Origin of the sequence: Paenibacillus macerans, assembly GCF_050565405.1 — a bacterium.
Classification (GTDB): domain Bacteria; phylum Bacillota; class Bacilli; order Paenibacillales; family Paenibacillaceae; genus Fontibacillus; species Fontibacillus macerans_B.
In genome coordinates, this window is sequence record NZ_JBNYYG010000031.1 from 20315 (window position 1) to 35736 (window position 15422).

Here is a 15422-nt window from a genome sequence, read left to right on the forward strand (position 1 = left end):
AATCGGCCCCAGGCGGTATCTCCGCCTTGGGGCCGACTTTTTCTTAAAGTTTACCTACGAAGACGAAAAGCTGCGGATGACCTCCTCGAAATCGGGCTCGGCCATGTCGACATCGTCGATGTCGCCCCAGCTGCCGACTTCCCGGATGATCTCCATTGCGCTGATCTCGTGCCGATTGGCTTCGACGATGACCGCATCGTCGCAGATGCCCGTGACGCGAAACGGCAGGGCGGCGGCAGCGCCGGTCTTGTCGACGCTCCCGGCAACCGCCAAAACCGATGGAATGCGGTCCGCCCCGAGCGAGGTCGGCGAGTCCCCGTAACCCCGCAGCAGTTCGGACCATGCCTCCGGCACCTGAAACGGACCGCGAAACGTCACGCGGATTCGCGTCGGCAAGCCGATCATCTCCCGCAGCGACCGGATCGTCCCGTCGTACGTCAGCTGCCCGTGATTGATGACCATCACCCGGCTGCACAGCTGTTCGATATCATCCATGTCGTGCGTCGTTAGGAGAATGGTTTTGCCGAAATCCTGGTTCAGCTTGCGCAAAAACTGCCGGATATTTCGTTTGGCGTGCACGTCCAGGCCGATCGTCGGCTCGTCGAGAAACAACAGATCCGGGTCGTGCAGCATGGCGGCGGCAATGTCGGCCCGCATCCGTTGGCCAAGCGAGAGCTTGCGCACCGGCGTCAGCCAAAACTCGCGCAGGTCCAACAACTCGGCGAATTGGTCCAATCGCTGCGACTTGTCCGCCTCGCTGACGCCATACATCTCCGCCAAAATATCGTAGGAGTCCTTGACCGGCAGATCCCACCACAGCTGGCTGCGCTGCCCGAATACGACGCCGAGCTGGCGCACGGCGCGCCGCCGGTCGCGGTGCGGATTCACGCCGCCGACCGTCACCTCGCCGGAGCTGGGATGCAAAATGCCAGTGAGCATCTTGATCGTCGTCGACTTTCCCGCTCCGTTCGGCCCGATGTAGCCGACGAATTCCCCGCGTTCCACTTGGAAGCTGATCCCGCGTACCGCCTCCTTCGTTCGATATTCCCGCGAAAACAACGTGCGGAGGCCGGCGAAATTCCCTTCGCGCGCCACCGCCGTTTTGAAATCCTTGGTCAAATTCCTGGCTTCGATCATCATGTTTGTGCTCCCCCTTTTTAGCTTCCCGTGCTCTGGTATTTGGTGATGCCAAACCGCCAAAACCGCAGGCTGGCCGCCAAGCAAATCACGGCGACGCCCGCCGTCGCCGCTAGGATCCACGGCCCAATCTCGCCCCGGAGAATAAACAGCGAGGGCACGTAATTGACGAAGCCGACCGGAATGGCGAACAACAGCAGCGAGGACATCCATTTGGGATACAACGTGAGTGGATACTGCGCCGCCGTTCGGGCGGCATCCTCCGTAATATTTTGCAGCTCCGTGATCCGGGTCGTCCAAAAGCCCAGCGTCGCGGTGGCAAGCCCGATCGAAAACAGGATGGCCGCGCCCGTCAGGATGACGAACGGCGTCCAGACTGCGGCGGACCAGCCGACCTGCCCGCTCAGGATCATCGCGCCCAGCGACCAGCAAAGGATGAAGCCGCCCTGCAGCACCTCGCCAAGCATCAACCGGAAGTTTTGCGGCATCAAGGCCAGCAGCACCGGCAACGGCCGGGTTAACAGTTGGTCCAGATCGCCGCCGACCAGATACCTTTCCAAGTGGTGCACTTCATCGGCAAACGTACGGTACAGCGTTTTGGACAATGTCATGACCGCGAACAAATAACCGATTTCGTAAACCGACCAGCCCTGAATGGCCCCGAAGCGGTCCAAAACGATCGCGACCATCAGAAACTCGGAAATTTGAATCAACGCGGCCAGCACCGAGCCTAGCATAAAGTTGAATTTGTACTGCATCCGGCTTTTCACGCTGGTCCGAATCAGGAGCCGATACAGCCTCAGCCAAGAGCGCAGCTTCGCATGCCTCATCCGCCCTGCACCTCCACCTTCCGCCGGAGCAACTGGGTAGACAGCAGGCAGACAATCGTCATCAGAGCGCACCAAAACAGCGTTCCCCAGACCGCGGAGCCATCTCCGTTTCCGAGGTATATCGTTGTCGGTACGTACAGCAAATAAGGATACGGCGACATCCAGGCGAGCCGTTCAAGCCAACCCGGCAACCATTCCAACGGAATGAAAAAGCCGGCCAGCAGATTGATCAGCGCGTGATTGCCCCAATACAACCAGGACGATTCCGTCGTCCATAAGGCGCTGACTCCAATCAAATAGTTGATGCAGATGGATAGGTAGGAGGCTCCAAACAACCCCAAGGCGGTGTACAGAACGGCGATTCCCTGATCCGGAATCCGAAGCGAAAAAACGAAGAAGTACAGGAGATAAATCGGGATGGATTTGTACGCGAACTGGTAGGCGATCTGTCCCCATTCCTTAGCCATCATATGGCTGAACAGGTGTACGGGGCGCATCAGGTCAAGGGCGATTTGCCCGGTCCTGACCGACTGCGGAATGCCAAGCCCGTTCGAGATGAAGCTGGTGATCCAGAGCGCGGCCTGCGTGAAGGCGATGTAATTCACCATGCCCTGCGTTCCGTATTCGCCAAGCGTGTGGTCCCGGCCTAACCCGATCCAGATGCTCGCGTACATGAAGCCGAACATCGCGCTCGCGAGATTGTGCACCATGTGGGCTCCGCGATACTGCAGATTGCGGGCGTAGGCTTTGGAAGCCAGGGTGAAATAAAGCGTAGGATTAAACATATGATACACCTCCGATAAGCATGTTAGACGGCGGACCCGTCCACTTCAGACAAGGCGATTTTGCGAGAAGGACATTATCATACCTTAATATTCCAAAGGTGGCAAGAGGATTTTTTGCCGGTGAGAAATAAGAAAAACATCTCGGTAACGGACCTGAATGACGCTAATCGTTCATTTCCCGGCTATTTCCTGACCTAACGGACTTCAGTGGCACTAGCGTTGCATTAAAGCATTCATGAAATCCATGGAATTCCTAATCATCCATGTTTGACAGTTAAGCCGGCAACCTTTTGGCGTCAGGTCAACACTCGCTGTCCGGAAGCTTTGCACAATTATCCCGTTTGATCAGGTAACAGAGAAACCGGCAAGCCTCGGGGAAAGGAAAGAAAATATGGGGTGAAGAAAAATAGATCGGTTCGAAATCATGAGACGGGCCTTAGGCCAAAGAAGCAGGCGGGGGTCCGTATGACGATGCAGTCGTTTCTGCTGACGGAAGGGTTTAGACTGCAGCAAGATCACAGTATTTTCGTTTCCACCGCTTCTTGTCATGGATCTCCTCTCCGGTCTGCTTCATTTCTCCTAGCCCCGACCTTTACTCCCTTAACGAAAGGGATAATCGTGCAAAGCAGCATGCAGAGACAACAAGACTCGAACCCTATAGACCCCCACGCCTTGGCCTGCCTTTATGCACATCGGGTATCTTGTTAGGTTTAATGCAATGCCTATGGCTCCGCAAGCTGACGTGGCAATCCGAAGCAAAATACGAGCGGCAAGCCAGCGCCTCCTCCGCCATTCCGAACCCGTCCGACTACCCATCCAACGGAACGTTCCGGCCCCAATACCAAGCCGGAAAATGCCGGCGTTTGCCGCTTGTCCATGTCCGCGCCCAAGGGGCACCGGCGTTTTTCGGAACCGGCCCGGAACAAAATAAATGGCCTCGCCCAGGCTTGTCAGGCTTGGAAACAAAGAATATATGGGCCCGCCCCTCATATAATGTACCAAACTATCTCGAGTTGAGGGAGGCGGGAGCGTGCACGATTACATCAAGGAACGGACGATTAAAATAGGTCGGTGCATCGTGGAGACGCGGCATACGGTTCGGACGATCGCCAAGGAATTTGGCGTATCGAAAAGCACGGTGCACAAGGATTTAACGGAACGTCTGCCGGAGATTAATCCGGATTTGGCGGATCAGGTCAAGCACATTCTCGAATATCACAAATCGATCCGGCACCTGCGCGGAGGGGAAGCGACGAAGATCAAGTATAAGAAAAAGGGACAATCCAAACGCGAGGTGATTAGCTCGGTGAATTAATGGGTAATTATTTAGTTCGCTCATCGAACAAATATCGTTGAACAGTTCCCCTAAAGTATGGTATTTTTAAGTATGGTATAAGATGATGTGGATTTATATCCATTTCTCCCGAAAAATAACGATCAGCATCGACTTCTGTCGAATTTTGGGCTTCTGGACTATTGGGAACTTCTTACCATATGCACGTGGCATGGGAAAAAGGTTGCACCGTCCTTTCCGTGATCTACAAAAATACGCTTTGGGGGATCGAATGATGAGCAAGGATATTGGTATCGATTTGGGCACAGCCAATGTGCTGATTCACGTCAAAGGAAAGGGAGTCGTTCTTGACGAACCTTCCGTTGTGGCGATTGACAGCGACGGAAGACGGGTGCTGGCCGTCGGCGAAGAAGCGAGGCGGATGGTAGGCCGTACGCCTGGAAATATCACTGCGATTCGTCCTCTGAAGGATGGGGTTATTGCCGATTTTGAAATTACGGAAACGATGCTGAAATATTTTATAGACCGGGTTGGCGGCAGAAGCTGGTACAGCCGCCCGCGGATTCTCATTTGCGCGCCGACGAACATCACCTCGGTGGAACAGAAAGCGATTCGCGAAGCCGCCGAGCATAGCGGCGCCAGAGAAGTGTATATGGAGGAAGAACCCAAAGCGGCCGCCATTGGGGCCGGAATGGATATTTTCGAACCGAGCGGCAATATGGTTGTCGATATCGGCGGCGGGACGACGGATGTGGCGGTGCTCTCGATGGGAGACATCGTCACGGCCTCGTCGCTTAAAGTCGCGGGGGACAAGTTCGATGCCGCCATCATTAAATATATTAAAACGAAGTACAAGCTGTTGATCGGCGAACGTACCGCCGAAGATATCAAGATCGGCATCGGCACGGTATATCCGAACGGCCGGGTGGCGGAAATGGATATCCGCGGACGGGACATGGTATCCGGGCTTCCGCTTACCGTTACGATTACGGCGAACGAAGTGCAGGAAGCGCTCGCCGATCCGGTATCCTCCATTGTGGCTACGGCAAAATCGGTGCTGGAGCGCACTCCGCCGGAATTGTCCGCCGACATTATCGATCGCGGCGTGATTTTGACCGGGGGAGGCGCTCTGCTGAACGGACTGGACGAGCTCCTCGCCGAAGAGCTTCGCGTACCGGTGCTGATCGCCGAAGATCCGATGCACTGCGTCGTGAAGGGAACCGGCGTCATGCTCGACAATTTGGACAAAGTGCTTAAGAAACGGTTTTGATCCGCCGATATATAAAGAAGGAATGTCATGCCCCGAGGGGCATTGAATATATAGTCGTTTGGAGGGAAGGGCATGCTAAGAGGACTCTATACCGCGGCATCCGGCATGATTACGGAGCAGCGGCGGCATGATACGGTCACGCAAAATATCGCGAATCTTAATACGCCGGGCTATAAGCAGGTGAATACGATCGCGCATTCTTTTCCCGAGATGCTCATCTCGCTTATGGGGGACAAGCAGTCGGGAGGCGCTTCCCGGATCGGGAAGCTCGTGACCGGGGTGTTTGCGGAGGAGAGCCTGGGCTCGTTCGTTCAGGGAGATCTGAAGGAAACGGCCAAGAATACGGACTTTGCCCTGATCTCGAACCTTGGCTTGACCGACCCGGCAACGGGGCAGCCGATCGCCTTCGATGCCTCCGGGAAATTCGTCACGGAAGACGGAGAAGTGATTTATCAGCCGCAGACGTTTTTTGCCGTGGAGGATAACGAGGGCAACGTCAGATATACGCGGGACGGGAGCTTTTCCGTAAATGAGGCGGGGGAGTTAAGGACTTCAACCGGCTATCGCGTGCTTGATACGGACGGAAATCCGATCGTGTTAGCCGCAGGATTGTCGGTGAATACGCTCACGAGCAGTGCCACGGGAAACTTGACGGCGCTGGACAATACGGGAGCCGCCGTGGATCTCGGTACGCTGGGGATGACGGTCGTGGAACGCCCTTATCAGCTGATTCGGGAAGGAAACGGCGTGTACCGCGCGGCTGACGAAGAAGCGGCCGGCGTTCGCAATCTGGATCCGGTTGCCGACGGCGCGGAGGTTCGCCAGGGCTACCTTGAGGTGTCCAATGTCGATACCGCCCAATCGATGGTAGATTTGCTTGCGGCCCAGCGGGCCTACGAATCCAATCAGAAGGTCATTCAATATTACGACCGAAGCCTGGATAAAGCGGTTAACGAAATCGGCCGCGTGTAACGCGCGGTTTCATCAATAGGAGGTGCACATGAATAACTCCGTAATCAGCGCCATGGTATCGATGAGCGGGATTCAGCAGCGTCTCGACCTGCTTGCCGACAATATCGCCAATGTGGACACCGTTGGATACAAGCGGAAAGAGGCGAACTTTGAGGATACCTTAACCCGGGTACAGCAGCAGACGTCGGACCTGAATCTTCCCGGCCGCGCATCTCCGTCCGGATTTAATCTGGGTTTCGGTTCGAGAATGTCGAACGTAACGGTGAATTATGTGCAGGGCTCGATCAAAGAAACCGGTAATCCGACCGATTTGGCGATTGAAGGGAATGCCTTGTTCAGCGTGTTGACGCCGGACGGGGTGGTCGCCTATACCCGAGCCGGAGATTTCCACGTTCAACCGGATCCGGATGATACGGAGGCCGCGTTTCTGGTTAACAACCAGGGTTATGTGGTGCTGAATGCCGACGGCGATCCGATTACATTCCCTTCGAACGCAACGCTGAGCGTTGACGGCCAAGGCAACCTCCGGGCAACGAACGGCGAGGGCGTAACGGAAGCGGGACGAATTGCCATGTTGACCCCCAGACGGCCGGAAGCGTTGGAGCAACGGGACGGCAATTTGTTTGTACTGGCGCCCGGGGCGGTTGCGGGCGACGTAATCGTAGATACGCTGGCCTTGCCGCAGGAGCAGCAGGCTAGTTTGCGCCAAGGCGCGTTGGAAGGCTCCAACGTGAATTTGACGGACGAAATGGCGGAAATGGTCCAAGTGCAGCGTGCATACCAGTTGGCGGCTCGTGCATTGACTTCGGGCGAAACGATGATGGGCCTGGCCAACAACTTGCGCGGATAGGTGGGAGTTTTCATGACTGAAGAGAATCACCCGGTGGCGGGGCGTTCGGTGGCGGGGCGTTCGGCCTGGATCATCATCCTGCGCATCGTCATTATCCTCTTGATCCTCTTCTTGGCCTTGGCGGGAGGAACCGTTGTCGGTTATGTCGTGTTCGGCCATCGGGAGATGTCGGATATTTGGGATTTGGCGACTTGGCGCCACGTATTTGATTTGGTTTTTGCACCCTGAGGATATGCGTATATCATGCGTATATATAATAGAAGAAACAGAACGAATTTAACAGAAATGTCCACAAACTCTCGGATGACGGGAGTTTTCTTTTTGCATGCGGAAAATGTATAATGATGGGGGACTGTATATAAAAAAAGACCAATCAAAAGGGCTTTATCCGTAAGCGACATGCGGTCGCCTGCGGATAAGCCCCTTATCTTAACCTTCGCTTCTGCAGAGGCGAAGGATAACTACAGTGTGACCGGAAGCCTTTGGTTTTATTCAACCTGAGGCCGAACCGGAATTCGCGCTGCCATTCGAAAGGAGATTTGTACATATGCTGAATACAAACCAAATCCAGGAGATTCTGCCGCACCGTCCACCGTTCTTGCTGGTGGATCGGATTATTGAGATGGAGGAAGGCAAACGGGCCGTCGGGATCAAGAACGTCACGATCAACGAGCCGTTCTTTACCGGCCACTTCCCCGGTTATCCGGTGATGCCCGGCGTGTTGATTACCGAAGCGCTTGCCCAGGTAGGAGCGGTAGCCATGTTGAATGTGGAAAGCAACCGCGGGAAAATCGGGCTTTTGGCCGGATTGGATGATTTCCGTTTCCGGGGACAGGTCGTGCCCGGCGACACGCTTCAGCTGGAGGTCGACATTATTCGAATGAAGGGATCGATCGGCAAAGGCCGGGCGGTCGCCAAGGTTGACGACAAGATCGTCGCGGAAGGCGAAATCATGTTTGCGTTGTCTTAAAGAGGTTGCACTTAAAGTAACGGATGCAAGCGCAAGGAGATCATAAGGAGGAGAATCAGCCATGACTGAAATCAGCATGACCATTAGAGAGAAAGTGGAAGGGTGGTTGCAAGACCCGTCGATCGATGAAGCGACCAAGCAGGAGCTCCGCGATCTGGAGAACCAGCCGGCCGAACTGGAGGATCGCTTCTACCGGGATCTGGAGTTTGGCACCGGCGGTTTGCGCGGCGTGATCGGCGCAGGCAGCAACCGGATGAACCGGTATACGGTGGCACGCGCCACGCAGGGGTTTGCCGAATACATTCTGGAAGCGCATCAGGGGAAACCGGACGATCCTTCCGTGGTCATCGCTCACGACTGCCGCCATTTCTCGCCGGAATTCGCCTTGGAGGCCGCCTTGGTACTGGCCGGCAACGGGATCGTGGCCAAGCTGTTTCCGTCGTTGCGCTCGACGCCGCAGTTGTCTTTTTCCGTTCGGGCTTTAAACGCAACAGGCGGCATCGTGATCACCGCCAGCCATAATCCGCCGGAGTATAACGGGTATAAGGTCTATAACGCGACGGGGGGACAATTGGTACCGCACGAAGCGGGGCAGGTCATCGCCCGAATCCAGGAGGTCGCTTCGTTTGCACAGGTCAATCGTTTGAGCCGCGAGGAAGCCGAAGCGAAAGGACTGCTTGTTTGGCTGGGCGAACCGGAGGATGAGGCTTTTGCGGAGACGGTGGCGAATACCAGCGTAAACCGCGCGCTGATGGCTGCCGGGGCCGCCAAGGATCTTGTGGTCGTATTCACGCCGCTGCATGGTACCGGCAATTTGCCCGTTCGCCGCGCGTTGAATAAGCTCGGATTTACCCAAGTGCATATCTTGAAGGAGCAAGAGCTGCCGGACGGGGATTTCCCGACGGTCAAGTCGCCGAATCCGGAAGAACGCGAAGCGTTCACGATGGCCATTGAGCTGGGCAAACAAGTCGGCGCCGATCTGCTGATCGGTACGGACCCCGATGCGGACCGCATGGGCGCCGTGGTTCGAACCGCCGATGGGGAATATGAAATACTTACCGGCAACCAATCGGGTTCGTTGCTCGTTTATTATGTACTAAGCCAAATGAGGGAAGCGGGAACGCTGCCGGCCAACGGCGCGGTCGTGAAAACGATCGTAACCAGCGAATTCGGCGCCGCGATCGCCCGCCATTTCGGCGCGACCGTGTTCAATACGTTAACCGGGTTCAAATATATCGGCGAGAAAATGAACGAATTCGAGCAATCCGGCGACTATACTTATTTATTCGGTTATGAGGAAAGCTACGGGTATCTGGCCGGCAATTACGCCCGCGACAAAGACGCCGTGGTGGCGTCCATGCTGATCTGCGAGGCGGCGGCTTATTATAAACGCCAAGGCAAAACCTTGATCGACGTACTCGAGGAGCTGTACGCGCAGTTCGGTTATTACCGCGAAGCCTTGTCGTCCCGAACATTGAAAGGCAAGGACGGACTGGCCCAAATCGGCGCGCTGATGGAGGACTTCCGCAGCAATCCGCCGCAGCAGGTTGGCGGCGTGAACGTGGCCGACGTGCTCGATTACTCGCTTGGCTTGAACGGCCTGCCGAAAGAAAACGTGCTGAAATTTCTGCTGCAGGACGGCTCCTGGTTCTGCTTGCGTCCATCCGGCACGGAGCCGAAGATCAAATTTTATTTCGGCGTTTGCGGCACGTCGGGCGAGGATGCGAAGTCCCGCTTGGCCAACATGCAGAATGAAGTGTTGGCCCGGGTAGACGCGTAACGACGAACAGCATGGCTTTTACGTTACATTATTTTAGACGATAAATGACAAATTGAGAGGATTTAACTGCAGCGGTGCATATATGATGAAAGTACGTATTGTTTGGACGGACGGGCGTCGTATTTGCGCGGGCTGCAGTTATTTCTTGACTGCATTCATGCATTTCTGAGGAGGTACCTTTGTGATTCGAAGTTGGCAGCGCTGGAATAACGCTTCCCGCAAATGGTTGTGGGTGTTGGTGATCGTCGGAATCGTGGCATCCTTGCCGATTATTGTGCAACGGGTGCAGACCGAGTCATCCGCTAATAAAGTAGAGTTTGTTTTCAATTATCGCGGTTTGTTGGATATCGCTTCGTATCAGGCGGATCCGGCGACTTACCTGGACGAGCAGCTGGGTAGGCTCAAGGAAGCCGGCATTGACACAATGGCGATGTTTGAAAGCACGCTGGACGAATTGTCGAAAGCGCGGCGTATCATGGTGTTTAGCTCGCTGGAAGCGGCCAAGCTGAATCAGGCCGTGATTTCGCTGGATGGCAACTATACGTATATCGCCTTTACTAGTACGGAGAATGAGGAACAGCTTCGGCCCCTGATCGAAGAGACGTTCCGGAGTCTTGACGTGCCGGTGGCGAATTGGCAGTACCAGGACCATGGCGGCCTGTTGATCGGGATGGGCATGGAGGAGGCGGTGATGAAGCCGTTGCCGCTCGACCCGCTGGCCTTTGCGATGCTGCGGGACAAAGGATTTCATATCCTGCCGCGGTTGTCCGACAATATTCCTTACGATCAGGAAGCGATGGACGAACAGCTGGCCTTTTTTGCCGAAAACGGCGTGACCCGCATTTTGTTCGACGGCGAAGCGGTGAAAGGGTTTAACGACAACGAGGCGAAGAACAGCCTGCAAGGGTTTGCCGATTTGCTGAAAAAACACGGCATCGGGATCGCCGCCATCGAAAATCTGAAAGCCCCGCAAAAGGGCTTCAACAAATTGGCGTACCTGATCGATTATAACGTCGTTCGCCTGCATTCCCTGGCCGATACGGAAGCGACCCAAGACAAGGCCACCCTTGCCGACCGGTTCGTGCTGGCGGCCAAGGACCGGAATATCCGGATGATCTATCTGAACGCCTCCGCTTCGAAGGATGCGGCCAAAGCGGCGATCACGAACCCGATCGACAATTTGATCGATTCGCTGCAGGCTCCCGGGAATGCGATTGAACGCATTGAGAATAACGGATTCGAAATGGGTCAGGCGGAAGCCTTTACAATCCACGATGCCGGCTGGCAAAAGTATTTGAAGGCGCTCGTCGTCTTGGGCGGAGTGGCGTTCATCGCTTTGATGATTTCCTGCTTCGTGCCTTCGTTGACATTGGCGGCCTTCGTAATCGGTTTGGTCGGATCGGCAGGCCTGTATGTATTGAAGCCGGACTTGCTGGAGCAGGCTTTGGCCTTGTTCGTGGCCATCAGTGCGCCGACGATCGCGATGGTGCTGGCCATCCGCAAGGTACAGGAGCTTCAGGAGAAGCATCCGGAGATGCCGGGCGGACGGAGATTGACGCATACGATCGTGCTGTACGTCAAAACCTCCGTGCTGTCGCTGGCTGCCGTGCCGTTCGTGATCGCTTTGCTTAACAATATTACGTACAGCCTGGTGCTGAACCAGTTCCGCGGCGTCAGCCTGCTGCATTTGGGACCGATTGCGCTGATTGCATTATACGTGTTCCTGTATCGGGGCAATTCGGTAGGGGAAGAGCTTAGAAACTGGCTGCGCATGCCGATTACGGTGCTATGGGTAGCCGTCGCCGCCGTGCTTGGCGCAGCGGCGCTGTATTATCTGTCCCGGACGGGCAACGCGGGAACGCTGCTGCCGGGCGAGGCCGCCTTCCGCTCCTTCCTGGAGAACGCGTTTGGCGTGCGGCCGCGCAACAAGGAATTTTTGCTGGCGCATCCGTTGTTCATCGTCGGCGTATTTGCCGCTTTCCGTTACCGCTGGGCCATGTTTGCGATGATCATCGCGGTCATGGGACAGCTGTCCATGGTCGACACGTTTGCGCATATTCACACCCCGGCGGTGCTTTCGCTGATCCGCGGCGTATTGGGCCTTGGTCTTGGCCTTATTGTTGGATTGATTGCCGTTCTGGTTTGGCAAATCATTGAAAGGTGCTGGGATAAATGGTCGCCGCGACTTCTAAAACAATAGTTCTGTCGGGGTATTACGGGTTTCGCAACAGCGGGGACGAGGCAGTGCTGCAGTCCATCCTGTTGGCTTTGGAGGAAGAAGGACTGACCACGGGCGTGGACATCAAGCCCGTCGTGCTGTCGATCGATCCCGAATGGACGAGTCGGACGTACGGCGTGGAAGCCGTTCACCGGATGAAACTCGGCGAGGTAAGGAAGGCTATAAAGAGCAGCGACGGTCTGATCAGCGGCGGCGGAAGCCTGTTGCAGGACGCGACCGGGATCAAGTCGATTCCGTACTATCTGGGCGTCATCAAGCTGGCGCAATGGCTCGGCAAACCGACCTTCGTCTATGCCCAGGGCATCGGTCCGGTGAACCGCAAGCTGTTTCGTCCGCTGATCGCTTCGGTGTTCCGGCGCTGCGATTATATTTCCGTCCGCGACGCGGAATCGGCCAGTCTGCTGCGCGACATGGGCATCCGCGGCAAGAACGCCGTCCAGGTCGTGCCCGACCCGGTGATGGGATTAACGCTGCCGGAGAGCGTGCACGGCTCCGCGGGGGATGCCCAAGCAAGCTCGGCGCAAGCGGCCGAACCTGCCGAGGGGACGGTTCCCGCGGAGGGCAGCGCGGCTTTGCCGGTAGTGGGGGTGTCGGTTCGCTTCTGGAACGAAACGCGAACCGAGCTGACGCAGCTGGCCGAGGGGCTCTCGCTGCTCTGCCGCCGCAAGCCGGTGCATATCCGCTTCCTGCCTTTCCATTTCCCCGGCGACGACGAAGCTTCTCGCTTCGTGGTGGAACGGCTGGGAAATGTGGCGGCGGAACGCGGCTGCACCGTGAGCATCGCGCCAGAGACGGAGCACCCGCAGGATATGCTGCGGGAAGTGAGCCGGTGCAGCCTGCTGGTCGGCATGCGGCTGCACAGCTTGATCTACGCCGCCTCGCAGAACGTTCCGCTGCTCGGCGTCTCGTACGACCCGAAGATCGACCAGTTCCTCGGTCGGATCGGGAGCGTCCCGGTCGGCAGCGCGGAGGAGCTGGATCCGCGGATCTTGGCCGCGGAAGGGGAGCGCCTCCTGAACGAAGCCGGGACGTGGCGCAAGAGCCACGCCGCGCAAATCGCTGAACTGAAGCGGGAAGCCAGGGTGCCCGCGCGGCGGATCGTTGAATTTTTACGGAATGAAGGGTGATCTAGGGTGAACAAGGTGATGACCAAGCTCAAGGCGGGTATCCCCACGGTTTCGGTATTTGGCGTTCCCGTCAGCAAATGGGGAATGAAGGAGACGGTCGCTTATTTGACGGAAGCCGTGTCCGCCAGAACGCCGCACCATATCATAACGGCCAATCCGATCATGATGATGGCGGCGATCGAGAATTTCGAGTACAAGGCGATGATGCAAACCGCCGAATTGATCGTTCCGGACGGCACGGGGCTGGTCTGGGCCGCGCAAAAAGGCGGGGATCCCGTCGCCGAACGGGTGCCGGGCTACGAACTTCTCCATGAATTGATGAAGCAGGGGGAACGCCAGGGCTGGAAGGTGTATCTGCTGGGCTCCGCACCGGATGTGATCAAGGAAACCGCCCGCAGATTGACGCTGCAATATCCCGGTACGGAAATCGTGGGGTACCGCGACGGATTTTTCGGGCAGGATCAGGACCGCGAAGTCGTCGATGAGATCATCAAAGCCGCTCCGGATCTGCTCTTCGTCGCACGGGGGGCGGAAACCCAAGAGCCTTGGATCGCCAAATACAAAGATGTTCTGCGGGTTCCCGTCATGATGGGCGTCGGCGGCAGTTTCGACATCATTTCGGGACGGACGAAAAGAGCTCCCATGGCTTTCCGGAAGCTTCGGCTGGAATGGCTGTACCGCTTATTGAAGGAACCTACCCGCTTCCGCCGGATGCTTGCGCTGCCGAAATTCGCAGTGCGCGTGCTGCGGGAGAAAGAAAACCTTACAAAAATGGGCTAAAAGACTCGATTTCTATGTAAATCAGCGGTTTTTTGCGCAAATACGGGTTTGGTGTTTCTTTCGAAACGGAGTATAATTCATTCCGGCAGAACAATTGGAGGTCGAAATTTAATGTTGATGATTTATATCATCGGGTTCATCGTTTCACTTGGCTTGGCTTTGGGCCTGACGCCGCTCGTAAAGAAATTTGCTTTCAAGGTTGGCGCCGTGGATGTCCCCAATGCGCGCAAGGTGCATACGCGGATTATGCCGAGACTCGGTGGTTTGGGAATTTTCTTATCTTTTGTCATCGCGCTCTTCTTGCTTCTTCCGTTTCTTCCGGACATTTTCACGGTACGCGAAGTGAATTTCATCAAGGCCTTCCTCGTAGGCGGAACGATTACCGTACTGCTGGGCGCTTTGGACGATCGCTTCGATTTGCCGGCCAAGCTTAAATTCGTCATTCAAATCGCAACGGCCTGCGTGGTCGTGTTCGTGTTCGATATTCGGATTGAATTTGCCAATATTCCGTTTCATACCTATGCTTCGGTGGAAGACTGGATCGCGATTCCGTTCACCATCCTTTGGATCGTCGGCGTCACGAACGCCATTAACCTGATCGACGGCTTGGACGGCTTGGCTGCGGGCGTATCCGCCATTGCCATCGGCACGATTGCCGTGATGGCTTTTCTGATGGGCAACGTTATGGTCGCGCTCTTGTGCTTGCTGCTGCTCGGCAGCATCATCGGATTCCTGTATTTTAATTTTCATCCTGCCAAAATATTTATGGGCGACTCGGGCGCCTTGTTCCTGGGCTTCTGCCTGGCGCTTCTGTCGCTGCTCGGGTTTAAGCAAATCGCGATCGTGTCGTTCCTCACGCCGCTCATTCTGATCGGGGTGCCGTTGTCGGACACGATGTTCGCCATCGTGCGCCGCTGGATGCAGAAGAAGCCGATCTTCTCGCCGGACAAGGGGCACTTGCACCATTGCTTGCGCGAGCTCGGATTCAGCCACCGCCAGACGGTGCTGATCATTTACGGCATCGCCGCCTTCTTCGGCGTGCTTGCCGTCATTCAATCCTCAGCGGCATTATATAACGCCAACTGGGTCACGTTCGTCGTCATCTGCGTGATGGTCTTCTTCCTGCAAATCGGCGCCGAGGTCATCGGCCTGATCGGCAAGACCAAACGGCCCGTGCTCGATTTCCTCGCCCGCCTGCGCATGAAAGCCGGCGCGGAACGCGGCGGCACGAAATAACGACGCCTCTGTCCGAGAGCCGGCTACGAAATCATAGCATGCCTAGAATCAGGGCAATTATGCAATCCTATGCTTTATCCATGGACAACCCTCGCCGGGAACGGCGGGGGTTTTTATGATGTAGAAAAACAACATTCCGCGCCGAATCGATG

At 56.0% G+C, this 15422-nt stretch carries 14 protein-coding genes; 11 read left to right on the forward strand and 3 right to left on the reverse strand.

Annotated elements, in window-relative coordinates; translation table 11 throughout:
- Positions 1-54: 54 nt before the first annotated feature.
- From ACQ4N8_RS17660 to ACQ4N8_RS17670, 3 genes are read right to left on the reverse strand one after another with little or no spacing between them, the layout of a single operon-like run.
- Positions 55-1137, reverse strand: a complete 1083-nt coding sequence (locus ACQ4N8_RS17660; protein ID WP_430705694.1) for an ABC transporter ATP-binding protein — start codon at positions 1135-1137, stop codon at positions 55-57.
- Between the two features lie 20 nt (positions 1138-1157).
- On the reverse strand, positions 1158-1967 hold the full coding sequence (locus ACQ4N8_RS17665) for an ABC transporter permease (protein WP_430705670.1): 810 nt from the start codon (positions 1965-1967) through the stop codon (positions 1158-1160).
- Positions 1964-2752: an ABC transporter permease gene (locus ACQ4N8_RS17670; protein WP_430705671.1), complete on the reverse strand. Its 789-nt coding sequence runs from the start codon at positions 2750-2752 to the stop codon at positions 1964-1966. The genes ACQ4N8_RS17665 and ACQ4N8_RS17670 overlap by 4 nt, the downstream gene beginning before the upstream one ends.
- 1030 nt (positions 2753-3782) lie before the next feature.
- On the opposite strand from ACQ4N8_RS17670, the gene spoIIID reads away from it, so the two are divergent.
- From spoIIID to ACQ4N8_RS17725, 11 genes are all read left to right on the forward strand, one after another.
- Positions 3783-4067, forward strand: a complete 285-nt coding sequence (gene spoIIID, locus ACQ4N8_RS17675; RefSeq protein WP_009223751.1) for a sporulation transcriptional regulator SpoIIID — start codon at positions 3783-3785, stop codon at positions 4065-4067.
- A gap of 250 nt (positions 4068-4317) precedes the next feature.
- Entirely contained in the window at positions 4318-5316 is a 999-nt protein-coding gene (locus ACQ4N8_RS17680; protein WP_430705672.1) for a rod shape-determining protein, read from the forward strand.
- A 72-nt stretch (positions 5317-5388) separates the two neighbouring features.
- Entirely contained in the window at positions 5389-6288 is a 900-nt protein-coding gene (locus ACQ4N8_RS17685) for a flagellar hook-basal body protein (protein WP_430705673.1), read from the forward strand.
- Between the two features lie 28 nt (positions 6289-6316).
- Complete coding sequence (locus ACQ4N8_RS17690) at positions 6317-7138, forward strand: flagellar hook-basal body protein (protein ID WP_430705674.1); 822 nt, start codon at positions 6317-6319, stop codon at positions 7136-7138.
- A 12-nt stretch (positions 7139-7150) separates the two neighbouring features.
- Entirely contained in the window at positions 7151-7366 is a 216-nt protein-coding gene (locus ACQ4N8_RS17695) for a DNA-directed RNA polymerase subunit beta (RefSeq protein WP_430705675.1), read from the forward strand.
- A gap of 319 nt (positions 7367-7685) precedes the next feature.
- Positions 7686-8108 carry a 3-hydroxyacyl-ACP dehydratase FabZ gene (gene fabZ, locus ACQ4N8_RS17700; protein ID WP_430705676.1) on the forward strand — a complete coding sequence of 141 codons (423 nt, stop codon included), beginning with the start codon at positions 7686-7688 and terminating at the stop codon, positions 8106-8108.
- A gap of 61 nt (positions 8109-8169) precedes the next feature.
- A complete protein-coding gene (locus ACQ4N8_RS17705; RefSeq protein ID WP_430705677.1) occupies positions 8170-9888 on the forward strand; it encodes a phospho-sugar mutase in 1719 nt (572 codons plus the stop codon).
- 181 nt (positions 9889-10069) lie between these two features.
- Entirely contained in the window at positions 10070-12088 is a 2019-nt protein-coding gene (locus ACQ4N8_RS17710) for a DUF5693 family protein (protein WP_430705678.1), read from the forward strand.
- Positions 12061-13254, forward strand: coding sequence for a polysaccharide pyruvyl transferase CsaB (gene csaB / locus ACQ4N8_RS17715; protein WP_430705679.1), 1194 nt, complete (start codon positions 12061-12063; stop codon positions 13252-13254). Before ACQ4N8_RS17710 ends, csaB begins: the two co-directional genes overlap by 28 nt.
- Positions 13255-13272: 18 nt before the next feature.
- Entirely contained in the window at positions 13273-14034 is a 762-nt protein-coding gene (locus ACQ4N8_RS17720; protein ID WP_430705695.1) for a WecB/TagA/CpsF family glycosyltransferase, read from the forward strand.
- Between the two features lie 111 nt (positions 14035-14145).
- Positions 14146-15270, forward strand: coding sequence for a glycosyltransferase family 4 protein (locus ACQ4N8_RS17725; RefSeq protein ID WP_430705680.1), 1125 nt, complete (start codon positions 14146-14148; stop codon positions 15268-15270).
- The last annotated feature ends 152 nt before the right edge of the window (positions 15271-15422 follow it).